Here is a 25,693-nt window from a genome sequence, read left to right as displayed (position 1 = left end):
GGCTCAACCGTACGTCAGCTCATCAGGCGACGAACACACCCGCGAGGGTCTTCTTGCCGCGTCGCAGCACGACCATGTCTCCGGGGAGCACGGAGGAGCCGATCGGCTGCTCGGCGTCTTCCACCTTCACGTTGTTGACGTAGACGCCGCCCTGCGCGACCGCGCGCCGCGCCTCGCCGAGGCTGGAGGTCAGCCCGGTGTCGATGAGCGCCTGCGCCACCGTGGTCGACGGCTCGGTGGTGGTCGTGTTCGGGAGCTCGCGGAGGGCCGCCTCAAGAGTGGTCGAGTCGAGGTCGGCCAGGTCTCCCTGACCGAAGAGGGCCTGGGATGCGGCGATGGCCGCCTCCGTCGCTGCCACCCCGTGGACGAGCGAGGTGACCTGGAACGCCAGGCGTCGCTGCGCGTCGCGCCGGAACGGCTCGTCGGCGACCTTCTGCGCCAGCTCGTCGATCTCGGCGCGCGACAGGAAGGTGAACACCTTGAGCCGGTCGATCACGTCGGCGTCGTCGGTGTTCAGCCAGAACTGGTACATCGCGTAGGGCGAGGTGAGCGCCGGGTCGAGCCACACGGCGTTGCCCTCGCTCTTGCCGAACTTGGTGCCGTCGCTGTTGGTGATCAGCGGCGTGCCGATGGCGTGCACGTGGGCGCCCTCGACCTTGCGGATGAGCTCCGTGCCGCTGGTGAGGTTGCCCCACTGGTCGCTTCCGCCCGTCTGCAGGACGCAGCCGTACTGGCGGAAGAGCTCGAGGTAGTCCATCCCCTGCAGGATCTGGTAGCTGAACTCGGTGTACGAGATGCCCTCGTCGGAGTTGAGACGCGCGGCGACCGCATCCTTCTTCAGCATGGTGCCGACGCGGAAGTGCTTGCCGATCTCGCGCAGGAAGTCGATCGCCGACATCGGCGCCGTCCAGTCGAGGTTGTTGACCAGGCGCACGGCGTTCTCGCCCTCGTCGGAGAGGAACCGGGTGACCTGCGCCTGCAGGTAGCCCACCCACTCGGCGACGGTCTCCTTAGGTGTAAGCGTGCGCTCGGCGGACGGCCGCGGGTCGCCGATGAGGCCGGTGGAGCCGCCGACGAGGCCCAGGGGCCGGTGACCGGCGAGCTGCAGACGGCGCATCGTGAGCAGCTGCACGAGGTTGCCGAGGTGGAGGCTGGCCGCGGTCGGGTCGAAGCCGCAGTAGTAGGTGATGGGGCCGCCCGTGAGGAGCTCTTTGAGGGCGGCTTCATCGGTCGAGACGTGGATGAGGCCGCGCCACTTCAGTTCGTCCCAGACGTCGTCGAAGGAGGCGTCGTTGGTCTGGGCGGCGAGGCTGAGCGCGCGGTCGCTCGCCTGGTCACGGGTGAGGGCGGTTTCGGACACCCGTTCAGGCTACCAGCGGGGCAGTCGCCCGGTCGCTGGGGTGTCAGGCCGTGGGGCCTGATGGACTAGCGATAAGGCCCACAGACCTGATATGCTCCGAATCAGGGCTCAGGACCTGATGTGGGGAGAAACCATGTTCGTCATCACCGCCGACCAGGTGGACAGCAGACGGCGCGCCGACATCGTCGCCCCGGCGCTCGAAACGATCGGAGACCGCTTCTCCGCACACCTCGCCCTGCCGCCGGACCGCAACGCCGGCGACGAGCTCCAGGCGCTCACGGCCGACGCGGCCACTGCTCTGGAGCTCATCCTCATCCTGACCAGGGAGGGCGCCTGGAGCGTCGGGCTGGGCCTCGGCGAGGTGCGCCTCCCCCTTCCCGAGAACACCCGGGAGGCGACGGGGGACGCGTTCGTGGCGGCGCGGACGGCTGTCGGCCGAGCCAAGCGCGCCCCCGCGCGGTTCGCCGTCGAAGCACTCAGGGCCGGGGAGCCCGCAGCGGATGCGGAGGCCCTGCTCACCCTGCTGCTGACGCTCCGCGAGGGCCGGACCCCCGCCGGCTGGGAGCTCTTCGACCTCGTCTCCTCCGGTCTCACCCAGGCGGAAGCCGGCGCGCGACTCGGCATCACGCCGCAGTCGGCAAGCGACCGCGCCCGCGCCGCCGGGCTCCGTGTCGAGCTCGCCGCCATCCCCGCCCTGACTAGGCTGTTGGCACGCGCGGACGCCGCACAGGCCGACGCGCCGGACGCACGAAACGCACCGGACGCACGAGACGCACAGGAGAACGCATGACGACGTGGCCGCCGACCCCCGTGCTGCTCAGCCAGCTGGCTCCTCACGCACTCTGGGTCCTCGCCCTGCTCCTCCTGATCGCGGCGCTCGGCTGCATCGTGGCCACATTGCGGACGCCACGCCGCCCGCTCGTCTACTGCGCGACGGGCTTGCTGGCCGCCTCGCTCATCGTGGTGCTCATCCCCGCGCAGCACGCTCCGTTCGCCCTCCGGCTCCTGATCGGTCTCGCCGCGCTGGCCCTCGCCGTGCTGGGCGGCTGGCCGGTGTCGCAACTGGTGCTCGCCCTGGCGACCCGCAGCACCACCGAGCCGAGCGCCCACGGCGGCATCCTGGTGCGGGCGATGACGCCGGAGGGCGGGACGACGACGCGCGAGGTGCTGCGCGGCGGAACCACCATCGGCCTGCTGGAACGCCTGGCCGCGGCGGGCACGATCATGGCAGGCTTCCCGGAGGGCCTCGCGGTGCTGATCGCGATCAAAGGCGTCGGACGCTTCACCGAGCTGGAGGAGGCCGAGGCGCGCGAGCGCTTCATCATCGGCACCCTGACGAGCATCATCTGGGCGTGCCTCTGCGCGGGCGTCTTCCGCATCGTCGCCGGTTGAGAGCCGCGCCGGCTGAGAGCGACGCCGACGTCCCGGTGGATGCGTCAGTCGTGTGACTTGGGGTGCCGCTTGTACGGCGACACGGTCGGGTCGCCCGGCAGCCAGTAACGCCACGGGAACTCCAGCCCCCCGCCCGCTCCGGACACCCCTGTCCGCGGCCCGGTCTCGTACACCGCTTGCTCTCGAGGCAGCAGTAGCTCGAAGGGCGGGCTGAACACGTCGGCACCGTCGTCGGCGAGGCTCATCCCGGCTGCGACAACGAGTCGCGCGGGCCCCCGTGCGAGATCACGGTGAGGGATGCTGCGCCCGCTCGCCCCGACGCGGCGCGCCTCGGCGAGGTCCTCCCCCTCGATCACCTCGGCCGCCCGCAGCAGCACCGCCGTCGCCTGGCCCTCGGGTGAGCAGACGATGTTCGCGCACACGTGCATCCCATACGTGAAGTACGCGTACAGGTGACCGGGCGGTCCGTACATGACCGCGTTGCGCTTCGTGCGACCGCGGAAGGCGTGCGAACCGGGATCGAGGCCGTCGCCGATGTACGCCTCCACCTCGGTGATCCGCAGCGCGACCGCGCCGTCCGGCGAGTCGTGCCGCAGGACCGCCCCGAGGAGGCGCGGGGCGACCTCCAGGGACGACGCCAGGAACTCGTCGCGCTCAGGACGGTACAGGGTCACGTCAGAAGATCCGGCCGCCCGCGGCCACCGCGACGATGAGGCCGACCGCGATCACGGCGATGGCGACCACGACGACGACCGTGATGATCCAGGGACGTTTCCGCTCGGGCTCGAAGCGTGCCATCAGACGAGGTCCCTCCGGGATGCGCGGAGCGCGAGCGCCGCCTTGCGGACATGGTCGGTGAGCGCGGCGAGCTGCTCGGCGACGCGGTCGGGAGCGGTCCCGCCGACGCCGTCGCGGCTGGCGACCGAGCCCTCCACCGAAAGCACGGACCGCACCTCGGGGGTCAGCAGCGGCGAGATCGCGGCGAGCTGCTCGTCGTCGACCTCGTGCAGTTCCAGGCCGTTCTCCTCGGCGAAACGGACCAGGCTTCCGCTGAGCTCATGTGCGGTCCGGAACGGCACGTGCTGCTTGACCAGCCACTCCGCGACGTCGGTCGCGAGCGAGAACCCCTGCGGCGCCAGCTCCGCCATCCGGTCGGTGTGGAACCGCAGCGTGGCGACCATCCCGGTGAAGGCGGGCAGCACGGTCTCCAGGGTGCGGACGGAGTCGAACACCGGCTCCTTGTCCTCCTGGAGGTCGCGGTTGTACGCGAGCGGAAGGCCCTTCAGCGTGGTGAGCAGCCCGGTCGCGTTGCCGATGAGCCGGCCCGCCTTGCCGCGCGCCAGTTCCGCGATGTCGGGATTCTTCTTCTGCGGCATGATGGACGACCCGGTCGAATAGCCGTCGTCGAGCGTCACGAAACCGAACTCGCGGGTGTTCCAGATGATGATCTCCTCGGCGAAGCGCGACAGGTCGACGCCGATCTGGGCCGCGACGAACGCGAACTCGGCCACCACATCCCGTGCCGCCGTGCCGTCGATCGAGTTCTCGGAGCTGCGCGCGAATCCGAGCTCCCGGGCGACGAGCAGCGGGTCGAGGCCGAGGGTCGACCCGGCGAGGGCGCCCGACCCGTACGGCGACACGTCTGCGCGGCGGTCCCAGTCGGCCAGGCGTTCCAAGTCGCGGACCAGCGGCCAGCAGTGCGCGAGCAGGTGGTGCGCGAGGAGCACCGGCTGGGCGTGCTGGAGGTGCGTACGTCCGGGCATGATGGCGGCGGGATGCGCGCCCGCCTGGGAGGCGATGGCATCTACCAGCGCGATCAGCTGCTCGGCGATGATCCCGGCGTGGTCGCGCAGGTAGAGCCGGATCAGCGTGGCGATCTGGTCGTTGCGGCTCCGGCCGGCGCGAAGCTTACCGCCGACGTCCGCACCCGCCCGCTCGATAAGGCCGCGTTCCAGCGCGCCGTGCACGTCCTCGTCCGACTCGGCTGCGGTGAAGGCGCCGGAGGCGACGTCCCGGTCGAGCTTGTCGAGGGCGGCCAGCATCCCGTCGAGCTCCTCCGGCTTGAGGTAGCCGGCCGCGGCGAGCGCGCGGGCGTGCGCACGCGATCCCGCGATGTCGTAGGAGGCGAGGTCCCAGTCGAAGTGCGTCGACTTGCTGAGGGCCGCGAGTTCGGGCGACGGCCCTCCGGCGAAGCGGCCGCCCCAGAGGGAGCCTTCTCCGGTGTGGCCGACGCCGTCTGTGCCGTTCTGATCGCTCACGCGTCCGCCTCCTCGTTGTGCTGCAGCAGCCAGGCGAGCAGCGCTTTCTGCGCGTGCAGCCGGTTCTCCGCCTCATCCCAGATGACCGACTGCGGCCCGTCGAGCACCTCAGCGCTGACCTCGTACCCGCGGTAGGCGGGAAGGCAGTGCAGGAAGATTGCGTCGGGGGCGGCGAGTCCCATCAGGCGGGAGTCGACCGTATAGTCGCCGAAAACGGTCACCCGCTCGGCTTTCTCGTCCTCTTTGCCCATCGAGACCCAGGTGTCGGTGACCATGACGTCCGCTCCCGCCGCGGCCTCGGCCGGATCGGTCAGCACGGCGACCGAGCCGCCGGTCCGCTCCGCGATCGCGCGCGCGTCGGCGACGATCCGCTCGTCGGGCGCGTAGTCCGCCGGCGCCGCGATGCGAACGTGCATGCCCGCGGTCGCGCCGCCCAAGAGGTAGGAGTGCGCCATGTTGTTGGCTCCGTCACCGAAGTAGCTCATGGTGAGCCCCTCGGTGCGGCCCTTGTGCTCCCGGACGGTCAGCAGGTCCGCGAGGATCTGGCATGGGTGGAAGTCGTCCGACAGTGCGTTGACGACCGGGACGCGCGTCCCCGTCGCCATCTCCTCCAGGCCGGACTGGGCGTAAGTGCGCCAGACGATGGCCGCGACCATCCGCTCCAGCACGCGCGCGGTGTCGGCGAGCGACTCCTTGCCGCCGAGCTGGCTCTCGCCGCTCTGGATGATCAGCGGGCTGCCTCCCAGGTCAGCGATCCCGACGGCGAACGAGACGCGGGTGCGCGTGGAGGTCTTGTCGAAGATCACGGCGACGGTCTGCGGGCCGGCGAGCGGCTTCGCCGAGAACCGGTCGCGCTTGAGGTCGGCGGCGAGCGCCAGCACCTCGGCCTGCTCGGCAGGCGAGAGGTCGTCGTCGCGGAGGAAGTGCCGGGTCATGCAGTCCGCCCTTTCAGGTGGATCGAGGGGTGGGATGGGTTGGTCTCAGAGCGCATCGAGCGCGCGACCGAAACGCTCACGGAACTCCGCCAGCTCGGAGTCCCCGACGATGAGCGGCGGGGCGAGCCGGATGCTGGACTCGTTGGGCGCGTTGATGATCAGCCCGTTGGCGAGGGCGGCGTCGGAGAGGCGGTGCGCTTCGCCGTCGGTGAGCCCGATGCCGATGAGCAGACCGTGACCGCGGACCTCGCCGATGAGCGGCGAACCGAACGATCGGATGATCTCCTTCAGCTCCTCACCGCGGCGGGCGGCGTTGCCGACGAGGTCGGAACGCTCGATCTCCGCGAGCACGGCGTTCCCGGCCGCGGTCGCGAGCGGGTTGCCACCGAAGGTGGAGCCGTGCTGCCCCTGGGTGAACAGGTCGGAGGCCCAGCCGAAGGTGACGAGCGCTCCGATCGGGATGCCGCCCGCCATGCCCTTCGCGATGGTCACGGCATCGGGGAGGATGCCGTCGCGCTGGTAGGCGAACCACTCGCCGGTGCGGCCGACACCGGTCTGGATCTCGTCGATGATGAGCAGCGCGCCGTGCTGCTCGGTGAGCTCGCGTGCCCGCTTGAGGAACCCCGGCGGGAGGTCGAGCACGCCCGCCTCCCCCTTGATGGGCTCCACGAAGAGTGCGGCGACGCGGTCATCGATCGCCGCCTCCAGGGCCGCGATCGTGGAATCGATGTGCTGCACGCCCCCAGGGAGCGGCTCGAACGGTTCCCGCATCGGCGGCTTGCCGGTGAGCGCGAGCGAGCCCATCGTCCGGCCGTGGAAGGCGTTGTGCAGGGCGAGCACCCGCTTCCGGTGGCCGTGCGGCCCGCGGTTCAAGCGCGCCAGCTTGAACGCGGCCTCGTTCGCCTCCGCGCCCGAATTGCCGAACAGCACGCGGCCGCGGTCGCCCGCGCCGGTGATGGTGCGCAGGCGCCCGGCCAGCTCCAGCTGCGGGGCCGTCGAGAAATAGTTGGAGACGTGCGCGAGGGTGCCCACCTGGGCGCTCACGGCCTCCACGAGGGCAGGATGCGCATGCCCCAGCGAGTTGACGGCGATGCCGGCCAGGAAGTCGAGGTACTCGTTGCCGTCGACATCCCACACCCGGCAGCCTTCGCCGCGGGCCAGCATGACCTTGGGCGTTGCGAGCGTGCGCATGATCGCGTCGCCGAACGGTCCTCTCCACGCGCCCTCGCGCCACTGCGCGGCGGGCGTCTCCAACTCTGTCGTCATGCCGTTCCGATCCTGGTCCTCGCTCACGCGGGCACCACCTCCGTCCCGATACCGGACTGCGTGAACACTTCGAGCAGGATCGAATGCGGCACCCGTCCGTCGATGATCGCCGCCTTCTCCACTCCTCCGTCGACCGCATCCAGGCACGCCGCCATCTTCGGGATCATGCCCGACTCGAGCGACGGGAGCAGCTCCCGCAGCTCATCCGCGCCGATCTTCGACAGCAGCGAGTCGCGGTTCGGCCAGTCGCCGTAGAGCCCTGCGACGTCGGTGAGGATGACCAGTTTGGCCGCTCCCAGTGCCACTGCGAGGGCGGCAGCAGCCGCGTCGGCGTTGACATTGAGCGCCTGCCCGGCATCGTCGATGTCCGGCGCGATCGACGAGACGACCGGGATGCGGCCAGCGGCGAGCTGCGCGTGCACGGCCTCCGGGTCGACGGCGACCACATCGCCGACGAGCCCCAGGTCGACCTCCTCGCCGTCGATCACGGCTGCGCGCCTGCGGCCCTGGAAGAGCCCGGCATCCTCACCCGAGAGGCCCGCCGCGAGCGGGCCGTGCTTGTTGATGCTGCCGACGATGTCGCGATTGATCTGCCCGGTCAGCACCATGCGCACGACCTCCATCGCCTCCGGCGTGGTCACACGGTAGCCCCCACGGAACTCGGAGTCGATCCCGAGCCGGTCGAGCATCGCCGAGATCTGAGGGCCACCCCCGTGCACAACCACAGGTCGGATGCCGGCGTAGCGGAGGTACACCATGTCTTCGGCGAAGCTCCGCTGCAGCTCCTCGCTCACCATCGCGTTGCCACCGAACTTCACGACGATGATGCGGTCGTGGAAGGTCTTCAGCCACGGCAGCGACTCGATCAGCGTCGCAGCTTTGGCGGCCGCGGCTTCGTGCTCGGTCATGTCTTCTGTCATCGTCATCAGCTGGCGTAGGCGCTGTTCTCGTGCACGTAGTCGTGCGTGAGGTCGTTGGTCAGAATGGTCGCCATCTCCTCGCCCGCGTGCAGGTCGATCAGGATATGGACCGCGCGCGGCGCGAGGTCGACGAGGTCGCGGGGCTGGTCCGGCTCGCCCGCCGTGCACACCTGTACGCCGTTGATCGCGACGTCGATGCCGTACGGGTCGAATTCGGCGTCGGTCGTGCCGACCGCCGCGAGCACCCGGCCCCAGTTGGGATCGTTGCCGAAGATGGCGGCCTTGAACAGGTTGCTGCGCGAGACGGCCCGGCCGACGGTCACCGCGTCGTCCTCGCTCGCCGCGTTCACGACCTCGATCGCGATGTCGTGGGAGGCGCCCTCGGCGTCGGCCTGCAGCTGCTCCGCCAGGTCGCGGCACACGGCCGTCAGCGCCTGGGTGAAGTCGGCCTCCGCCGGCTCGACCCCGCTGGCTCCCGACCCGAGCAGCGCGACCGTGTCGTTCGTGGACATGCACCCGTCGGAGTCGAGGCGGTCGAACGTGACCCGGGTCGCTGCGCGGAGGGCCGCATCCAGCTGTTCGGAGGTGAGGACGGCGTCGGTCGTGATGACGACCAGCATGGTCGCAAGGCCCGGGGCCAGCATCCCGGCGCCCTTCGCCATCCCGCCGATCGTCCAGCCCTCGGGCGACCGGAAGGCAGCCTCCTTGGGCTGCGTGTCGGTGGTCATGATGGCCTCGGCAGCGCCGAGTCCGGCGTCCGTCGCCAGGGCGCCTGCGGCGGTCGCCACTCCCCCGAGCAGCTTGTCGAGCGGCAGCTGATCGCCGATCAGCCCTGTGGAGCAGACCAGCACGTCACCCGCAGACACCGAGAGCTGCTCGGCGACGGCCTCGGCGGTCGCATGCGTCGTCTGGAAGCCCTGCGCACCCGTGTAGCAATTGGCGCCTCCTGAATTCAGGACGATCGCCGAGACGACGCCGTCCTGGATGACCTGCTCGCTCCACAGCACCGGGTTCGCCTTGCAGCGGTTCGTGGTGAAGACGGCGGCCGCGGCGTTCAGCGGACCGAGGTTGCGCACGAGCGCCAGGTCGCGCTTCCCGCTCGACTTGAGTCCGGCGACGACACCCGCGGCGGCGAAACCGGAGGCCGCGGTCACGCTCACGACCGTGCTCCCGCCGGGGTGGATGCGGTGCTCGTGCTGTTCACGGTGCGACTCCGTTCACGGTGAGGCCCGCCGTCTCGGCGAGTCCGAGGGCGATGTTGACGGACTGGATGGCGGCGCCGGCCGTCCCCTTGTACAGGTTGTCGATCGCGAGCACGGTGACCACGCGGCCGGCGGCCTCGTCGAGCGCGACGCCGATCAGCACGGTGTTCGAGCCCAGCACGTCGGCGGTGCGGGGAACCGTGCCCGCCGGAAGCACCTGCACGAACGGCTCACCCTGGTACGCCGCCTCCCAGGCGGCCTGCACCTGCTCGGCGGTCACCCCCGGCTTCACCCGTGCGGTCGACGTGGCGAGGATGCCGCGCGACATCGGCACGAGGACCGGGGTGAACGACACGGTCGGGGATGCAGCGCCCGCCTTGCGCAGGTTCTGCTGGATCTCGGGGATGTGCCGGTGCGTGCCTCCGACGGCGTACGGGTTGGCGGAGCCGAGGATCTCGCTGGCCAGGTACATGGTCTTCAGGGACTTGCCGGCGCCCGAGGGGCCGACGGCGAGGACGGCCACGATGTCCTGCTCGTCGATGATGCCTGACTGGATGCCCGGGGCGAGCGCGAGGGAGACGGCGGAGGCGTTGCAGCCGGGGGCGGCGATGCGCCGAGCGCCGACGAGGCGGTCGCGCTGCTTGGCGGCGGTGCCAGCGGCGCCGTCTCCCGAGGGCAGCTCCGGCACCCCGTACGCCCACGCGCCGAAGTACTCGCCGCCGTAGAAGGCGGCCCAGTCGGCCGGGTCCTCCAGCCGATGGTCGGCACCGCAGTCGACGACCACGGTGTCCTCCGGCAGCTGCGCGGCGATCTCGCCGGAGGTGCCGTGCGGGAGTGCCAGAAAGACCACATCGTGGCCGGCCAGCGTCTCCGCGGTAGTGTCCTGCAGAGTGAGGTGCGCGAGCGAGCGCAGGTGCGGCTGGTGCGCGATGAGCGGGTGACCCGCGTTCTGGTGCGCGGTGACGGTGCGGACCTCGAAGTCGGGGTGCCCGGCGAGGATGCGCAGCAGTTCACCGCCCGCGTATCCGGAAGCGCCTGCGACGGCGACCGAGAAAGTCATGCTTCTTCCTTTTTGAGTGGACGACGGGAGTCTCGGCGACGGCGACGCCCACGTCGATCCACTTCAGGACCGCCCAGAGCGCCGCCTAGCTTCGGCGGTCGCGCAGGCGTCGGCGCATGGCGCGGGCGGCAAGTGCCGCACGCGTCGAAGCGGTGCGCCGGACGGAAAGCATGTGACAACCCTAGCGCTCCCTCCCCGGCCGCCGCCAAATCCGGCCCCGGCGGTCAGCACAGTTGACGCGACACGCCGTCGCACGGAGGGTGCGGGCGGCGTGTCGCGTCAACGGGATGGGCTACTCGCGGATGGCCGCGCCGAAGAGGTCGGCGGCGCGGGCGGCGCCGGACAGCTTCGCTTCGCTCGCCTCGGCTGCGGTGAGGGTGCGGTCGGGGGCACGGAAGCGCAGCGCGAACGTCAGGCTCTTGTGCGCCTCGGGCAGGCCCGCGCCGCGGTAGTCGTCGACCAGGCGGATGTCCTCCAGGAGGCCGCCGGCGCCCTCGCGGACCGCGCGGAGGACGTCGCCCGCGGGGGCGTCCTCCGGGACGACCAGCGAGAGGTCCTGCGTCGCGGCCGGGAAGCCGGCGATCACGCCCGCCACGATGTCGGCCGGAGCGACCGCGATCAGGGCGTCCAGGTCGAGCTCGAAGACCGCGACGACGCGCGGCAGGTCGAGGTCGTGCGCGAGCGCAGGAAGCAGCTCGCCCGCGTAGCCGACCGGCGTGCCGGAGCCGTCGGCCGCACGCGCGACCAGCACTGCCGTGCGACCCGGGTGGAACGCCTGGTGCGACGACTGCTCCGTATCGATGACCACGCCGACCGCCGCAGCGGTCTGACGCACCATGTCCAGCACGTCGACGAGTCCCGCGGGAACCGCGGGCATACCGGGCTGCTTCTCGACCGCGTTTCCGACGACGAGCCCGGCCAGATGGCGTGGCTGCGCCGGGATGCCGGCGTTCAAGCCCGCGAGGATGTCGGCGCCGGGAAGCGCCGCACCGGGCGGAAGCGTCTCGCTGCCGATCGAGCCCTCCGACGGCCGGAACACCGTGCCCGCCTCGTAGACCCGGAGGTCGACGAGCCCGCGGGCGAGGTTGCGCTTGGCCGCATCCAGCAGCCCGGGAAGCAGCGAAGTGCGCAGATACGGCGCGGTCGCATCGAGCGCATTGGCCAGGCGGACAGCCGCGACATGACCCGCCTCGGGGGCGCCGAACAGATCGTTCTGCGCCTCGCTGATGAACGGGAACGACAGCACCTCGGTCGCGCCGTTGTCCGCGAGCATTTGCACCACGGCACGTCGTAGTCGCTGCTCGCGGCTGAGGCCGCGGCCGGGAGGCGCGACCGGGAGGATCGACGGGATGCGGTCGTAGCCGACGATGCGGGCGACCTCCTCCGCGAGGTCCGACTTGTCGCGCAGGTCCGGCCGCCAGGTCGGCGGCGCGACGAGCAGGCCGTCGGCCGTCTCCGTCACCGTTCCGCCGATCTCGGCCAGCGCTCCGCGCACCTCGTCGTCGCTGAAGTCGACGCCGACGAGCGACGCGATATACCCCTCGGGGAGCCGGATCGCCTCGGCGACCACGGACGCGTCGAGCAGCGAACCGAGGTCATCGGCGTGGCCGCCGGCCAGCTGCTCGAGCAGCTGGACGACGCGTGCCGCCGCCGCGACGGCGACCTGCGGGTCGACACCGCGCTCGAAGCGCTTCGAAGCCTCGCTCGGCAGCTTGTGACGCCTCGCCGTGCGAGCGATCGAGACCGGGTCGAAGTTCGCCGCCTCGATGAGGACGTTGCGCGTCTCCTTCCCGATCTCGGTGGACGCGCCGCCCATGACGCCGGCCAGGCCGATGGCGCCGGAGTCGTCGGTGATCACGAGGTCTTCCGGATCGAGCTTCCGCGTCTGGTCGTCCAGGGTGATCAGAGTCTCCCCCGGGTTCGCGCGGCGGACGACGATACCGCCTGAGAGCTTGTCCAGGTCGTACCCGTGGATCGGCTGCCCGAGTTCCAGCATCACGTAGTTCGTGATGTCGACGATCAGCGAGATCGAGCGGATGCCGGCGAGTTTGAGGCGGGCGATCATCCACGCGGGGGTGTGCCGGGAACCGTCGACGTCGCGCACGACACGGGTCACGAAAACGCTGGCGCCGACGCGGCCGCGGATGGGCGCCGTGTCGTCCACGGTCACGCTGAACCCGCTGGGCTGGTCCGGGGCCGCGCTCACCGGCACGGCGTCGGCCGGGTCGCGGAAGGCGGCCCCCGTCGCGTGCGAGTACTCGCGTGCGATCCCGCGGATCGAGAACGCGTACCCACGGTCGGGCGTGACGTTCACCTCGACGGCGGCGTCGTCCAGGCCGAGCAGGCTCACCGCGTCGGTCCCGACCTCCGGGTCGAGACCCAGGGTGGCGAGGCGCAGGATGCCGTCGTGCTCCTCCCCGAGGCCCAGTTCGCGCGCCGAGGCGATCATCCCGTCGGAGATGTGGCCGTACGTCTTGCGCGCGGCGATGGGGAACGGACCGGGCAGGACCGCACCGGGCAGGGTTACCACGACCTTGTCGCCCGCGAAGAAGTTGCGGGCGCCGCAGACGATGCCGCGCACGTCGGCGCCGCCGTCGGCCGCTGTCTGACCCTCGGGCGCCACGCGAACCTGGCACCAGCGGATGGTCTTGCCGTTGGTCTGCGGCTCCTCCTCGAACTCGAGCACCTGGCCAACGACGACGGGACCGGAGATCTCGAAGGTGTGGATGTCCTCCTCCTCGAGACCGACGGAGACGAGCGCGGCGTGCACCTCCTCCGGCGTCGTGCCGGGCTCCAGGTCGACGAACTCGCCGAGCCAACTCAGGGGGACGCGCATCAGACCACCATTCCGAACTGCTGGGAGAACCGGACATCGCCCTCGGCCATGTCGCGCATGTCCTTGACGTCGTTGCGGAACATCAGGGCCCGCTCCACACCCATCCCGAACGCGAAGCCCGAGTAGACATCCGGATCGATGCCCGCGGAGCGCAGGACGTTGGGATTGACCATGCCGCATCCGCCCCACTCGATCCAGCGCGCGCCTCCCGTGAAGGTGGGATGCCACAGGTCGAGCTCGGCGCTCGGCTCGGTGAAGGGGAAGTAGTTGGGACGCAGGCGCACCTTCGCCTCGTCCCCGAAGAGCGTCTTCACGAAGTGATCGAGGGTGCCGCGCAGATGCGCCATGGTCAGACCCTTGTCGACCGCGATGCCCTCCGTCTGGTGGAACACCGGCAGGTGCGTCGCGTCGAACTCGTCGGTGCGGAACACGCGGCCCGGCGCGATCCGGTAGACCGGGAGCTCGTCGCCGAGCAGGGCGCGCAGCTGCACCGGGGACGTGTGCGTGCGGAGCACCAGGTGCGCGTCGGTCGGCTCGACGAAGAACGTGTCCTGCATCGCGCGCGCCGGGTGGTCGGCGTCGAAGTTGAGCGCGTCGAAGTTGTACCACTCGCTCTCCAGCTCCGGCCCTTCTGCGACCTCCCAGCCCATCCCGACGAAGACGTCGGCGATGCGCTCCTGGAGCAGGCTCAACGGGTGCCGGGCGCCGGGCGTCCACCGCGACGGCACCGCCGTCACGTCGATCGTCTCGGCTGCGAGCTGCGCCGCTTCTTCGGCCGCGGCGATCTCGGCTTCCTTGGCCGTGAACGCCTGGTTGACGCGGGCGCGCGCGCCGCCGACCAACTTGCCGGCCGCAGCCTTCTGGTCGCCGGGCAGCGAGCGGATGCCCGCGTTGAGCCTCGCGAGCGGGGAGCCCTCGGCCGTGTGGTCGTGGCGCACCGTCTTCAGGGCCGCCGAGTCGCTGGCGGCGTCGATCGCGGCGAGGGCCGCAGCGACGGCCGACTCGACCGCGGATTCGGTGATCTCCGTGGAATCTGACACGGTCACTCAGTCTAGTCGGCGCGAGGAGCGCATCCCGGCGCCGGATCGAGGCTGTGCAGAGGCACCGAAGTGTGGACGACCGGTGTCAGGAGCGCTGGGCGAACGCCGATTCGTAGAGGCACACGGACGCCGCCGTCGCGAGGTTCATGGACTCCGCCTTGCCGTAGATCGGCACGGTCACCACCCGGTCGACGAGTTCGAGCAGCTCGTCCGCGAGACCGTGCGCCTCATTGCCGAACACCCACGCCGTCGGACGGGCCAGCTCGCCGTCGCGGCGAGCGGAGAGGAGGTCCTCGCCCTTGACGTCCGCGGCCAGCACCTGCAGGCCCGCCGAGTGGGCGCGCCCGACCACATCGGCGAGGTCTGCGCCGACCGCCACCGGCAGGTGGAACAGGGAGCCGGTCGTCGAGCGGACCACCTTCGGGTTGTACAGGTCGACGGTCCGGCCGCTCAGCACCACGGCGTCCGCACCCGCGGAATCGGCAGCACGGATGATCGTGCCGGCGTTCCCGGGATCGCGCACCTCCTCCAGCACCGCGACCAGGCGAGGCGACCCCGCGAAGATGTCACGGATGGAGGTCGGGAACTGCCGTGCGACCGCGACGAACCCCTGCGGGGTGACGGTGTCGGCCATCGCATCGAGCACGTGCTCGCTGACGTACTCCACATCGATGTCCGCGTCGGCAGCGGCGCGACCGATCTCCGGGTACCGCTCGAGCGCGGTCGGCGTGACGAAGAGGTCCACCACCAGTTCCGGGCGGAAGGCGAGTGCCTCCTCCACGGCCTGGGGCCCCTCCAACAGGAACAATCCTGTCTCGGAACGGGCGGGGCGCTTGGCGAGCTTGGCGACGGCCCTGACGCGCGGGGAGCGCGGGTTGTCCAGCATGGCACCAGCTTAGGGTGCGGGTGATCCGAACGGCCTCGCGTCTCGTGTTAAGAGAAAGCAGATGGAGGTTGAACGATGAGGACGAGCATCAGGATGACGCTGATCGCGGGCGCTGCGGCGGTCGCGCTGGGTCTGGGGACGGCCGCAGCGGTAGCCGCGACCGGTGGCGGCGATGACGGGCCCGGGGTGGTCGAACAGACATCGACTCCCGCTCCGACGGTTGAGGACCGAACCCCGCGGCCGACGCCGAGCGACGTGGCGACACCGCTGACGGTGCCCGGCGTCGGCGATGACCACGGGGTCGACGACCCGGCCGCCCACGACCTCGGCGACGACCACGGTTCCGGAGGCCACGGAGCGGACGACTGACTGCTCGCTGCACGCAGAACGGCCCGGCCGACAGAAGTCGACCGGGCCGTTCGTGGTGCGACGCGGGTTACGCGGCAGCGTCCGCCTTCGGGGCCGAAGTGTCGGCCGGAAGCGCCTTCCTGGCGGTCTCGACGAGGGCCGCGAAGGTCGCGGGCTCGGTGATCGCCAGGTCGGCGAGGATGCGACGGTCGACCTCGACGCCCGCCAGGCCCAGGCCCTGGATGAAGCGGTTGTAGGTGAGGCCGTTCGCGCGGCTCGCCGCGTTGATCCGCTGGATCCAGAGACGACGGAAGTCGCCCTTCTTCTGGCGGCGGTCACGGTATGCGTAGACGAGGGAGTGGGTGACCTGCTCCTTGGCCTTGCGGTAGAGGCGCGACCGCTGTCCGCGGTAGCCCTCGGCGCGCTCGAGGATGACCCGACGCTTCTTGTGGGCGTTTACCGCCCTCTTCACTCTTGCCATTAGTCGATTTCCTTAGTGATGAGTCAGTGTCGAGTCGTTTACTTGCCGAGCATCCGGCGGATGACCTTGGCGTCCACCTCGGGGACGACCTGGTCCGAGTTCAGTCGACGCTTGCGGCTGGTGGACTTGACCTCGAGGTGGTGGCGCATCCCGGACTGCTGCTTCATGACCTTGCCGGTGCCGGTGATCTTGAAGCGCTTCTTGGCGCCGGAGTGGGTCTTCTGCTTGGGCATTACTTCTCCTCGTTCGTCGCCTGGGCGGGCGAACTCTCATCGGACTGAGCAGCGTCGGCTGTCTCAGCAACCTCATCCTGTTCGCGCCCCTGGGCGCGCGCCTTGGATGCGGCACGTACTGCATTGGCCTCGGCCTTGGCCTCGGACTTGTTCTTGAGCGGGCTGATGATCATCACCATGTTGCGGCCGTCGATCGTGGGGTTGGACTCCACGGTGCCGAGCTCCGCCACATCTTCCGCGAAGCGCTGGAGCAGGCGGACGCCCTGGTCCGGACGCGACTGCTCGCGGCCGCGGAAGAGGATCATCGCCTTGACCTTGTCGCCGGCCTTCAGGAAGCCTTCGGCGCGCTTGCGCTTGGTCTCGTAGTCGTGCTTGTCGATCTTGAGGCGGAAACGCACCTCTTTGAGGATGGTGTTCGCCTGGTTGCGCCGGGCCTCCTTGGCCTTCTGCGCAGCCTCGTACTTGAACTTGCCGTAGTCCATGATCTTGGCGACCGGCGGCTTGGAGTTGGGCGCGACTTCGACCAGGTCGAGGTCGGCCTCCTGCGCGAGTCGCAGTGCGACCTCGATCTTGACCACGCCGACCTGCTCTCCGCTGGGGCCGACGAGTCGAACCTCGGGGACGCGGATACGGTCATTCGTACGGGGATCGCTGATGTTTTTCTCCTCTGATCAAGCGATGCTGTTCAGCCACGGATCGTCTGGCGACGTTCCGGCGAAAGAGGAGGTTCCACGCACCAACGCGGCCTGCGAACTGTTCTTCGCAAGCCTGGTACCGCACCCTGTCTACCCCCGCGTTCACACGCGGTGGCGGAGTGCAACGACCCGGTAACCTATAAAACGGTCAAGCGCGGGTGGGAGGAATCTCCACTTTCGTACCGGGACAGAAGTCCCGGAGCCCGAACGATTCTAACAGAGGAATGCAGTGAGCGACACATCCTTCGCCTTCGGCGGTCCGGAGCATCACGACGACGACGTTGCCGAGGCGACGCGCGACATCGCCGAGGTGCCCGCCGTCGAGGTGATCACCACCACCGCGGTGCACCTGATGAGCGCGGCGGCCGTCAAGTGCGGCCTGGCCGACGACCCCGAGCACCAGACCGACCTGGATGAGGCGCGCAAGCTCATCGACGCCCTGGCGGGCCTGGTCACGGCCAGCGCCCAGCACGTCGGCGACCAGCACGCCCGCAGCCTCCGCGACGGTCTGCGCTCCCTGCAGCTGGCCTTCCGCGAGGCGTCCGCCATCCCGGACGAGATCGGCAAGGGGCCGGGCGAGAAGTACACGGGCCCTGTGAGCTGACGATGGCCTTCACGCCGCCTCCCGCGTTCACGACCCGCCCCACGTTGCAGGGCACGTTCGGGATGAGCGCGTCGACGCACTGGCTGGCGACCGGCGCTGCGCAGGCGGTGCTGGAGCGCGGCGGCAACGCGTTCGATGCGGCAGCGGCGGGAGCGTTCGTCCTGCACGTGGTCGAACCGCACCTCAACGGCCCGGGCGGCGACCTGGTCGCGATCTTCGCCACCGCCGACGACCCGACTCCGGTGGTGCTCTCCGGCCAGGGCCCCGCGCCCACGGCAGCCACCCGCGAGCACTACCTCGCCGAGGGCCTGGAGCTCGTCCCCGGGTCCGGCGCCCTCGCCGCGGCCGTCCCCGGCGCGGTGGATTCCTGGCTCCTTCTGTTGAAGGACCACGGCACCTGGGAGCTGGCCGACGTGCTGGCGTTCGCCATCGGCTACGCCGAGGGCGGGCATCCCGTGCTGGAGCGGGTGTGCGCGACGATCCGCCGGGTCGCGCCGCTCTTCACCGAGCACTGGCCGACCTCCGCCGAGCGCTGGATGCCGGGCGGGCGCATCCCGGAGCCCGGCGAGCTGGTCGTCGACCCGGCTTACGCGCGGGTGCTGCGGGGCCTGATCGCCGCAGGCGACGGCGCGACCGACCGGGAGCAGCGCATCGAGGCGGCACGCACCGAGTGGGCGACCGGGGCGGTCGCCCAGGCGATCGCCGCCTTCGTGCGCACGCCGCACCGCCACTCCGACGGCGGAGACCACGCCGGTGTGATCGCGGAAGCCGATTTCGCGGCCTACCGCGCCGGGTACGAGGATGCCGTGACGCTGGACTTCCGCGGTCACACGATCGCGAAGACCGGCGCCTGGGGACAGGGGCCCGCGCTGCTCGCGACGCTCGCCATCCTCGACGGGTTCGAGGATGCGCGGCTCGACCCGTCGACCGAACTCGGCGCCCACACGGTGCTGGAGGCACAGAAGCTGGCCTACGCCGACCGCGACGCGTACTTCGGCGATGCGGAGGTGCCGCTCGACACGCTCCTCTCCCCCGCCTATGCCGCCGAGCGCCGCGCGCTGATCGGCGACCGCGCCTCCGCGGAGTTCCGCCCGGGCCGCGTGCCGGGCGTCGAACCCTTCGCACCGCCGCTGCGCGTCGAGTACACGCCGCGGTCCGGGATCGCGAGCGAGGGCGTCGGGGAGCCGACGGTCTCCCGCACCGGCGAGACCCGCGGCGACACGTGCCACATCGACGTCGTCGACCGCTGGGGCAACATCGTCTCGGCGACTCCGTCCGGCGGCTGGCTGCAGTCGTCGCCGACCATCCCCGAACTCGGTTTCTGCCTCGGCACGCGGCTGCAGATGACATGGCTGGAAGTGGGCGGCGCCTCCACCCTCGTGCCCGGCCGGCGCCCGCGCACGACCCTGACCCCCACGATCGTGCTGCGCGACGGCGTACCGGTCACGGCGCTCGGCTCGCCCGGTGGCGACCAGCAGGACCAGTGGCAGCTGCTCTACCTGCTGCGCACGATCGTCGGCGGCTACACCCCGCAGCAGGCGATCGACGCGCCGGCGCTGCACACCACGTCCATCGCGGAGTCGTTCTGGCCACGCACCTGGGTGCCGGCGGGCGCCGTCGTCGAGGACCGCCTCGGCGACGACGTCATCTCGGGCCTCGAGGCGCGCGGGCACCGCGTGACGCGCGCCGGCGAGTGGACGCTGGGGAGACTCAGCTCCGTCGGCCGCGACCCGCGAACGGGCGTGCTCTCGGCCGCGGCGAACCCGCGCGGGATGCAGGGGTACGCCGCCGGGCGCTGACGGGCGCCCGGCGGTCAGGCCGTCGCGTCGACGGCGCGGCGGACCGCCGCGACCGTGCGACCGGCTTCCTCGGGGTCCGTGAGCCAGTTGCTCACCGAGAACCGCAGCACCGCGCGGCCGTGCCAGACCGACGGCGAGGCGAGCGCCCGACCGTCGGCCAGCAGCGCCCGACCGACCGCTCGGGTGCGGTCGTCGGTCCCGAACGCGGCGCACACCTGCGTGTAGACGACGTCGTTGAGCACCTCTCCGCCGGGGATGCCGCGGATGCCGTCCGCGATCACCGTCGCGGAGTCCGCCAGCCCCTGCACCAGTCCGGCCACGCCCTCACGGCCGAGCTGCGCCAGTGTCGCGTAGACGGGCACGCCGCGGGCCCGGCGGGAGAGCTCGAGCACCCGGTCGGCCGGGTCGGCCACGTCCTCCGACGACGCGAGGTACGCCGCGTGCTGCGCGACCGCCCGATGCAGCGTCCCGGGGTCGGCGACCGCCGCGATGCCGCAGTCGTACGGGACGTTCAAGGTCTTGTGCGCATCCGTCGCCCACGAGTCCGCCCGCTCGACGCCGGCGGTGAGCGCGCGGAGCCCCGGCGCCGCGGCGGCCCAGAGTCCGAACGCGCCGTCCACGTGCACCCAGGCGCCCGCCTCGTGCGCGATGTCCGTGAGCTCCCCAAGCGGGTCGAACGCGCCCGAGTGGATGTTGCCCGCCTGCAGGCAGACGATCGCCGGCCCGCTCCCCTCGGCGAGCGCCGCCCGCAGTGCGTCGGGACGCATCCTGCCCTGATCGTCGGCATCGATCACGCGGCCGCGCCCGAGTCCGGCGACGAGGCCCGAGCTGTCCACCGAGCCGTGACGCTCCGCACCCACCAGGAAGCGGATGCGCGGTCCGCCCGCGAGTCCCTGCTCAGCCGGATCCCACCCCGCGCGCCGGAGCACTTCGTCTCTCGCGGCCACCAGCCCGACCAGGCTGGCGACCGTGGCGCCGGTCACGAACCCGATCTCCGCCGATGCCGGAAGGCCGAGCAACTCGGCCAACCACCGCGCGGCCAGCTCCTCCGCGGCGACGACACCCGGCGTCACCGACCGGAGGCCTGTGTTCTGGTCCCACGCCGACACCAGCCAGTCCGCACCGAGGGACACCGGTTGGGCGCCGCCCATCACCCAGCCGTGGAACCGCGGCGAGCCGATCCGCATGAGCCCCGGCTCCATCGCCTCGGCCATCTGGCGCAGCACTTCCGGCGCCGCCGGTCCCCGCTCGGGAAGCTCGCGGCCCAGCGCATCCTTGACCTGCTCCACGTCGGCGGTGGGCGGGATGGGCCCCTCGCGCACGCCGGCGAGCCAGCGTCCGGCGATTTCGACAGCTTCGTCGAGGGCAGGGCTGAACGCATCCTGATCGCTCACACGCGCATGCTAGCGGCCACCCGGGTGCTCGTGACAGCCGGGTTTCGGCGGCGACTTAGGCCATCACCAGACGGGTGGCCGGCGCTCCGACCAGCGGATGCGCCGCTCCAGTTGCGTGGCGAGCGACAGCAGTGTGCGTTCCCCGCCCGGCCGGCCGATCAGCTGCACGCCCATCGGCAGGCCATCCCCGGTCTGCGACACCGGCAGCACGATCGCCGGGAGGCCGGTGACATTGAGCATCGAGGTGAAGGGCGTGTACTGCACCTGCTGCTCGAAGTTGCGCTCACCGTCCTCCTGGTCGTACCAGCCGATGGGTCGCGGCGTCAGCGCCATCGCCGGCGTGAGCACGGCGTCGAACGACGACAGTTGCGCGATGAACGAACGCTCGTAGGCCGTCAACGTCGCCAACGCCTCGCTCAGCTCACGGGCACTGAGGGCGCGGCCCCGCTCCACCAGCCAGGCGGTCAGCGGTTCGAGCAGGTCGAGCACCTCACCCTCGGCCGGGATGCGCGCAGCGCCGGCCTGCCAGATCGTCCGGAACGCGGGCGCGTACGTGTCGTCCGGGACGAGAGCCGTCTCCTCCACCCCGTGACCCATCGAGGAGAAGGCGTCGACGGCCGCGGCGAGCGCGTCCAGCGCCTCGGTCGAGAGGGTGATGTCGTAAGCGCCGTCCCAGGCGGAGGTCGTCATCACGCCCAGCTGGAACCGGCCCTCGCCTCGCACGGCCGTTCCCAGGAAGGGACCGTCGTCGTCGTAGGGGGCGCGGAGCGTGTAGTGGTGGTCGATACGTCCGTTCCGTTTGGCGATCATCCCGTCGAGCAGCAGAGCGGCATCCGTCGTCGTGCGCGCGATCGGACCGTCGACGACGAGCCCCGCCAGCGAGGCGATCCCGCTCCCCGCAGGCACCAGGCCTCGCGACGGCTTCAGCCCGACCAGTCCGCAGGCAGCAGCCGGGATGCGGACGGATCCCCCGCCGTCCGACCCCGGGGCGAAGGGCAGCATCCCGGCCGCCACTGCGACCGCAGCACCGCCGCTCGATCCGCCGGCGCCTCGCTCCGGATTCCACGGGTTGCGGGCGGGCGGCGCCGCCAGCGACTCGGTGTAGGCGGGCAGCCCGAACTCGGGCGCGTTGGTCTTGCCAAGACTGACCGCTCCGGCGTCGTCCAGCGTCTCGACGATCTCGTCGCTCGTCTCCGGCACGAACCCGGCCATCGCGCGCGAGCCGAATCCGGTCGGGACGCCCGCGCGCATCCAGAGGTCCTTGTCGCCCGACGGCAGCCCCCACAGTGGAGCCGTCTTCGGGACGGCGTCGGCGACGTGGTCGGCTCTCTCCAGCGCCCGCTCGCGGGTGACGGTGACGAATGCCCCCAGTTGCGGGTTGAGACGTTCGATCCTGTCGAGGTAGTGGGATGCGAGCTCCCGGGGCGAGACTCGCCCCGACTGGAGCTCCTGCCAGAGTTCGAGCGCTGTCAGCTCGTGGAGGTCGGCCATGGGGCCAGGCTAGCCGAGGCGGTCGTCCTCCCGGGCGGGCGCAAGGAAGTCGATGACCGCCCGATTGAACGCCGCCGGGTCGACGTTGTACTCCCAGCAGTGCTCCGCCCGCGAGAGCTCGACGAGGCGGACCAGCCGCGGGTTGGCCATCGCGAATAGTACGGACGACGACAGCGGCACGGACCTGTCGCCGTCGGAGTGGATCACCAGCGCCGGGACGGTCAGCCGGCCCGGTCGCGACCAGTCGAGCCGGTCGAAGTCGAGGGGTTCGGGAAGGCCCGCGCGGGCGCTGAGGCCGGGATCGGCGAGCGCCCGGATGGCGAGCGAGCCCAACGCTCGAGGCAGCCCTCGCTCCGCCACGATGTTCCGGATGGCGGCGCGCCAGTCGGTGACCGGTGCGATGAGCACCAGACGGTCGATGGATGCGCGATGCGCGCCGAGCTCGGCGAGCTGCAGCGCGATGGTCCCGCCGAGCGACCAGCCGACGAGCACCACCCGCTGGGCTCCCCTGCTCAGGGCCCACGCGACCGCCGCATCCACGTCCTCCCACTCCCGGAGGCCCAGAAGGCTCGCGCCGGCCGGAACGGGCGGCCCCTCGCCATCGCCGCGATAGGCGACGACCAGCGACGTCATCCCGAGCGAGTCTGTTGCGTGCACCGCCCCCAGCACGGTCACCCGCGGCGCGTTCTGCCCGTGGATGTGGATCGCCCACACACCCGGACGCCGGTTCTCGCGAGGCTCGACGACCCAGGCGGGAGCGACTCCGCCGGGAACCTCGATCTCGACTTGCTGGTACGGGCGTCGCAGAGACTCAGGGCCCGCATGCAGATGCCCCGTCCATCGGCCCGATTGGGCGGCCGATAGGTCACCGCTGACCTCGAGCAGTTCACGCGTCACCGTCCCAGCCTCGCGGTCGAAGGCGGTCACGTGGCCGACGACCGCGTGGCCGTGGGTCGCGTGGCCGTGCTGCCCGAACCAGAGTCCGAACTGGCCCCGGTGCAGTGTGCGACGGTCGGCGGCCAACGTGACGCTCGTGCCCGTGCTCGAGTGGATGCGCGTCGCCGGGCGCGGGCGCGGCGACACCACCGCGCGCGCAAGCGCGACGCTCGCGCGGCGGACCGCCCAGCTCGCGGTCACCCCGAGCAGCGTGGCCGAGACGGCCACAACGACTATCCACGTCATACCCATAGAGACGCCGCGCGTCTCCCCTTCATGACGCGCAAACGACCTCTTGACAAACCACCGGTCGGCCTGATTGGTTAGTTACATGAGTAATGAACCGGTGAAGCTCGGATGATCGACGAAGGCAAGCCGATCTTCGTCCAGATCGCGGAGCAGATCGAGAACGACATCATCGACGGGGTCTACCCCGCCGAGGGCCAGGTGCCGTCCACGAACGAGTTCGCCGCCTTCTACCGGATCAACCCCGCGACGGCGGGCAAAGGCGTGAACCTCCTGGTCGATGAGGGGGTCCTCTACAAGAAACGAGGCATCGGGATGTTCGTCTCCGACGGAGCGCGCGAACGGCTCGTCGCCAAGCGGCGTGACGCCTTCAGCGACGAGTACCTCCGCCCCCTGCTGACCGAGGCCGCGAAGCTCGGCATCGGTCCCGACCAGCTCACCAGCATGATCCAGACGGCCGCACTGCCCACACCGGGCGGCGCGCAGCCGGACACCAAGACGAAAGGAGTGAGCGCATGAGCGCCGCCCCCGCACCGATCTCCATCGCGCCAGCGGTTCAGGTCTCCGGCCTGACCAAACGGTTCGGATCGTTCGCAGCGATCGACGACGTCTCCCTGACCATCGAGCCGGGCCGCATCCACGGCCTCCTCGGCCGCAACGGCGCCGGGAAGACCACGCTGATGCAGCTGATCACCGGGCAGGACTTCGCCACGCACGGCGACATCCACGTGTTCGGTGAGAAGCCTACCGAGAACGCACGGGTGCTCCAGAACGTGTGCTTCATCAAGGAGAGCCAGCGCTACCCGGAGGACTTCCAGCCCAAACACGTGCTCCGAAGCGCCCCCTGGTTCTTCGAGAACTGGGACGCGGAGTACGCCGAGCAGCTGGTCGATGAATTCCGACTGCCGCTCAACCGTCGCATCAAGAAGCTCTCGCGCGGTCAGCTCTCCGCCGTCGGCGTCATCGTCGGCCTCGCCTCGCGGGCGCCGCTGACCTTCTTCGACGAGCCGTACCTCGGGCTCGACGCAGTCGCCCGCCAGCTCTTCTACGACCGTCTGCTGGAGGACTTCGCGGAGCACCCGCGCACGGTGGTTCTCTCCACCCACTTGATCGACGAGGTCGCGAACCTGCTGGAGCACGTCATCGTCATCGACCAGGCCGCATCCTGATGGATGAGGACGCCGAGACCTTGCGCACGTCGGCCACCACCGTGGTCGGGCCGCGCACCGCCGTCGACGACTTCGTCCGTTCACGGGAGGTGCTGCACCGCGACGGAGTCGGCGGGCACGCCTCCGTCACCGTCGCCGGGCTCGCCCCGGCCGACCGTGCGGAGGCGGCGAGCGCAGGCCTCGAGCTCGCGCCGGTGTCCCTCCAGCAACTCATCGTCCGCAGGACCGAGGTCCGTGAAACAGAATTCGAGCAGAGCGCATGAGCATCGCATCTTCGTCACCGGCACTCGTCCCGGCGCCCGCCGCGCGGGATCGGGTCTGGCGCATCGTCCGGCTGAACCTCGTCAACAAGTGGACGGTCATCTGGATCCCGGCCATGATCATGTTCTTCATCTGGCTGGTGAACTGGCTGATCTGGTGGATCATCTGGGGCGCGACCGCGCCGGCGGACCGCGCCGACGCCATGGACGGCACCCAGTGGAGTGGCGGCGCCTTCTACGTCTTCGTCTACATGCTGATTGTGGGCATCCAGATGATCTCGGCGACGTTCCCCTTCGCGCTCGGCTACAGCGTCACCCGGCGCGACTTCGCGCTCGGCTCTGGGCTCACCTTCGTGCTGCTGGGCGCGGGATGGGCGCTCGGCTTCACGGTGCTGTCCGCCATCGAGGAATGGACGAACGGCTGGGGACTCGGCGGCCACCTGTTCACGTCGGTGTACTTCGGCGGCGAGACGTTCTTCGGCCGGCTGTTCATCGTCTTCGTCGGGATGCTGTTCTTCTTCGCGGTCGGCGCGTTCTCGGCCTCGCTCTTCATGCGGTGGCGGATGAACGGCATCCTCGTCGCCGGGGCCGTGCTGGCGCTGCTGATCGTCGGCGCGATCGCCCTGATCACGTACACGCAGAGCTGGCCGGCGGTCGGCGACTGGTTCGCCGCGAACGGACCGCTCGGCGTGACGGCCTGGCTCCTCCTGCCGACGGCCCTCGCGGCGGTCGCCGGATACGCCGTGCTCAAGCGGGCGACACCTCGGAGCTGACGCGTAGGCATGGACGTGGCCGGGAGTCTTCTGCTCCCGGCCACGGTTTCATGCCATCGGCCTCACTCGAAGGGAGCGGTCCACCACTCCGTCCGACGATGTTGGCGAG

25 protein-coding genes and 1 pseudogene are annotated in these 25,693 nt (G+C 70.7%); 8 read left to right on the top strand and 18 right to left on the bottom strand.

The features are described 5' to 3' along the window. Positions 1-22 precede the first annotated feature (22 nt). Positions 23-1,360: a tyrosine--tRNA ligase gene (tyrS, locus tag AB4Z18_RS17190; RefSeq protein ID WP_441783954.1), complete on the bottom strand. Its 1,338-nt coding sequence runs from the start codon at positions 1,358-1,360 to the stop codon at positions 23-25. Positions 1,361-1,493: 133 nt separating this feature from the next. Between tyrS and AB4Z18_RS17185 the strand changes: the two genes are divergently transcribed. Both AB4Z18_RS17185 and AB4Z18_RS17180 read left to right on the top strand, forming a co-directional pair. Beyond that, positions 1,494-2,150: a DNA-binding protein gene (locus tag AB4Z18_RS17185; RefSeq protein ID WP_441783953.1), complete on the top strand. Its 657-nt coding sequence runs from the start codon at positions 1,494-1,496 to the stop codon at positions 2,148-2,150. After that, a complete protein-coding gene (locus AB4Z18_RS17180) occupies positions 2,147-2,752 on the top strand; it encodes a hypothetical protein (RefSeq protein WP_441783952.1) in 606 nt (201 codons plus the stop codon). The genes AB4Z18_RS17185 and AB4Z18_RS17180 overlap by 4 nt, the downstream gene beginning before the upstream one ends. Positions 2,753-2,796: 44 nt before the next feature. Here AB4Z18_RS17180 and AB4Z18_RS17175 read toward each other — a convergent pair whose 3' ends face one another. From AB4Z18_RS17175 to AB4Z18_RS17125, 11 genes are all read right to left on the bottom strand, one after another. Further along, positions 2,797-3,426: a DNA-3-methyladenine glycosylase gene (locus AB4Z18_RS17175; RefSeq protein ID WP_441783951.1), complete on the bottom strand. Its 630-nt coding sequence runs from the start codon at positions 3,424-3,426 to the stop codon at positions 2,797-2,799. A gap of 1 nt (position 3,427) precedes the next feature. Next, the gene (locus tag AB4Z18_RS17170) at positions 3,428-3,550 is read right to left on the bottom strand and encodes a hypothetical protein (protein ID WP_441783950.1); all 123 of its coding nucleotides are present in this window, start codon (positions 3,548-3,550) and stop codon (positions 3,428-3,430) included. Beyond that, positions 3,550-5,010, bottom strand: coding sequence for an argininosuccinate lyase (argH, locus tag AB4Z18_RS17165; RefSeq protein WP_441783949.1), 1,461 nt, complete (start codon positions 5,008-5,010; stop codon positions 3,550-3,552). Before argH ends, AB4Z18_RS17170 begins: the two co-directional genes overlap by 1 nt. Next, the gene (gene argF / locus AB4Z18_RS17160; RefSeq protein WP_441783948.1) at positions 5,007-5,945 is read right to left on the bottom strand and encodes an ornithine carbamoyltransferase; all 939 of its coding nucleotides are present in this window, start codon (positions 5,943-5,945) and stop codon (positions 5,007-5,009) included. The genes argH and argF overlap by 4 nt, the downstream gene beginning before the upstream one ends. 45 nt (positions 5,946-5,990) lie before the next feature. Further along, positions 5,991-7,211, bottom strand: a complete 1,221-nt coding sequence (locus AB4Z18_RS17155) for an acetylornithine transaminase (protein ID WP_441783947.1) — start codon at positions 7,209-7,211, stop codon at positions 5,991-5,993. A gap of 23 nt (positions 7,212-7,234) precedes the next feature. Then, positions 7,235-8,137 (bottom strand): acetylglutamate kinase, encoded by a 903-nt coding sequence (gene argB, locus AB4Z18_RS17150; RefSeq protein WP_441783946.1) that lies wholly within the window; start codon positions 8,135-8,137, stop codon positions 7,235-7,237. Further along, the gene (argJ, locus tag AB4Z18_RS17145) at positions 8,137-9,291 is read right to left on the bottom strand and encodes a bifunctional glutamate N-acetyltransferase/amino-acid acetyltransferase ArgJ (protein ID WP_441783945.1); all 1,155 of its coding nucleotides are present in this window, start codon (positions 9,289-9,291) and stop codon (positions 8,137-8,139) included. The genes argB and argJ overlap by 1 nt, the downstream gene beginning before the upstream one ends. A 40-nt stretch (positions 9,292-9,331) precedes the next feature. Further along, positions 9,332-10,393 carry an N-acetyl-gamma-glutamyl-phosphate reductase gene (argC, locus tag AB4Z18_RS17140; protein WP_441783944.1) on the bottom strand — a complete coding sequence of 354 codons (1,062 nt, stop codon included), beginning with the start codon at positions 10,391-10,393 and terminating at the stop codon, positions 9,332-9,334. A 292-nt stretch (positions 10,394-10,685) separates the two neighbouring features. After that, positions 10,686-13,229 carry a phenylalanine--tRNA ligase subunit beta gene (pheT, locus tag AB4Z18_RS17135; RefSeq protein ID WP_441783943.1) on the bottom strand — a complete coding sequence of 848 codons (2,544 nt, stop codon included), beginning with the start codon at positions 13,227-13,229 and terminating at the stop codon, positions 10,686-10,688. Next, complete coding sequence (gene pheS / locus AB4Z18_RS17130) at positions 13,229-14,269, bottom strand: phenylalanine--tRNA ligase subunit alpha (protein WP_441783942.1); 1,041 nt, start codon at positions 14,267-14,269, stop codon at positions 13,229-13,231. Before pheS ends, pheT begins: the two co-directional genes overlap by 1 nt. A gap of 85 nt (positions 14,270-14,354) precedes the next feature. Further along, positions 14,355-15,155 carry a TrmH family RNA methyltransferase gene (locus AB4Z18_RS17125; RefSeq protein WP_441783941.1) on the bottom strand — a complete coding sequence of 267 codons (801 nt, stop codon included), beginning with the start codon at positions 15,153-15,155 and terminating at the stop codon, positions 14,355-14,357. A gap of 75 nt (positions 15,156-15,230) precedes the next feature. Between AB4Z18_RS17125 and AB4Z18_RS17120 the strand changes: the two genes are divergently transcribed. After that, entirely contained in the window at positions 15,231-15,524 is a 294-nt protein-coding gene (locus AB4Z18_RS17120) for a hypothetical protein (protein WP_441783940.1), read from the top strand. Positions 15,525-15,591: 67 nt separating this feature from the next. Here AB4Z18_RS17120 and rplT read toward each other — a convergent pair whose 3' ends face one another. The 3 genes from rplT to infC are packed head-to-tail and all read right to left on the bottom strand — an operon-like array spanning position 15,592 to position 16,873. Next, a complete protein-coding gene (gene rplT / locus AB4Z18_RS17115; protein WP_410780949.1) occupies positions 15,592-15,984 on the bottom strand; it encodes a 50S ribosomal protein L20 in 393 nt (130 codons plus the stop codon). A gap of 38 nt (positions 15,985-16,022) precedes the next feature. Beyond that, positions 16,023-16,217 carry a 50S ribosomal protein L35 gene (gene rpmI / locus AB4Z18_RS17110; RefSeq protein WP_441783939.1) on the bottom strand — a complete coding sequence of 65 codons (195 nt, stop codon included), beginning with the start codon at positions 16,215-16,217 and terminating at the stop codon, positions 16,023-16,025. After that, entirely contained in the window at positions 16,217-16,873 is a 657-nt protein-coding gene (gene infC, locus AB4Z18_RS17105; RefSeq protein ID WP_441784022.1) for a translation initiation factor IF-3, read from the bottom strand. The genes rpmI and infC overlap by 1 nt, the downstream gene beginning before the upstream one ends. A 268-nt stretch (positions 16,874-17,141) precedes the next feature. On the opposite strand from infC, the gene AB4Z18_RS17100 reads away from it, so the two are divergent. Both AB4Z18_RS17100 and AB4Z18_RS17095 read left to right on the top strand, forming a co-directional pair. After that, complete coding sequence (locus AB4Z18_RS17100; RefSeq protein ID WP_441783938.1) at positions 17,142-17,516, top strand: DUF1844 domain-containing protein; 375 nt, start codon at positions 17,142-17,144, stop codon at positions 17,514-17,516. Between the two features lie 2 nt (positions 17,517-17,518). Continuing rightward, positions 17,519-19,315 carry a gamma-glutamyltransferase family protein gene (locus tag AB4Z18_RS17095; RefSeq protein WP_441783937.1) on the top strand — a complete coding sequence of 599 codons (1,797 nt, stop codon included), beginning with the start codon at positions 17,519-17,521 and terminating at the stop codon, positions 19,313-19,315. 14 nt (positions 19,316-19,329) lie between these two features. On the opposite strand, the gene AB4Z18_RS17090 is transcribed toward AB4Z18_RS17095, so the two are convergent. The 3 genes from AB4Z18_RS17090 to AB4Z18_RS17080 all read right to left on the bottom strand — a co-directional run bounded on the left by AB4Z18_RS17090 (position 19,330) and on the right by AB4Z18_RS17080 (position 23,382). Further along, positions 19,330-20,709 carry a pyridoxal phosphate-dependent decarboxylase family protein gene (locus AB4Z18_RS17090; RefSeq protein WP_441783936.1) on the bottom strand — a complete coding sequence of 460 codons (1,380 nt, stop codon included), beginning with the start codon at positions 20,707-20,709 and terminating at the stop codon, positions 19,330-19,332. Positions 20,710-20,772: 63 nt separating this feature from the next. After that, a complete protein-coding gene (locus AB4Z18_RS17085) occupies positions 20,773-22,200 on the bottom strand; it encodes an amidase (RefSeq protein ID WP_441783935.1) in 1,428 nt (475 codons plus the stop codon). A gap of 9 nt (positions 22,201-22,209) precedes the next feature. Continuing rightward, entirely contained in the window at positions 22,210-23,382 is a 1,173-nt protein-coding gene (locus tag AB4Z18_RS17080) for an alpha/beta hydrolase family protein (RefSeq protein ID WP_441783934.1), read from the bottom strand. A gap of 111 nt (positions 23,383-23,493) precedes the next feature. Between AB4Z18_RS17080 and AB4Z18_RS17075 the strand changes: the two genes are divergently transcribed. From AB4Z18_RS17075 to AB4Z18_RS17065, 3 genes and pseudogenes are all read left to right on the top strand, one after another. Next, positions 23,494-23,901: a GntR family transcriptional regulator gene (locus AB4Z18_RS17075; RefSeq protein WP_441783933.1), complete on the top strand. Its 408-nt coding sequence runs from the start codon at positions 23,494-23,496 to the stop codon at positions 23,899-23,901. Continuing rightward, positions 23,898-24,814: pseudogene (locus AB4Z18_RS17070) on the top strand (ABC transporter ATP-binding protein). The gene AB4Z18_RS17075 and the pseudogene AB4Z18_RS17070 overlap by 4 nt, the downstream one beginning before the upstream one ends. Next, entirely contained in the window at positions 24,811-25,584 is a 774-nt protein-coding gene (locus AB4Z18_RS17065) for a hypothetical protein (RefSeq protein ID WP_441783932.1), read from the top strand. The pseudogene AB4Z18_RS17070 and the gene AB4Z18_RS17065 overlap by 4 nt, the downstream one beginning before the upstream one ends. Positions 25,585-25,693: the final 109 nt, after the last annotated feature.

Source organism: Leifsonia sp. 2TAF2 (assembly GCF_052115085.1).
Lineage (GTDB): Bacteria > Actinomycetota > Actinomycetes > Actinomycetales > Microbacteriaceae > Leifsonia.
This window is presented reverse-complemented; position numbering and strand designations above follow the sequence as displayed.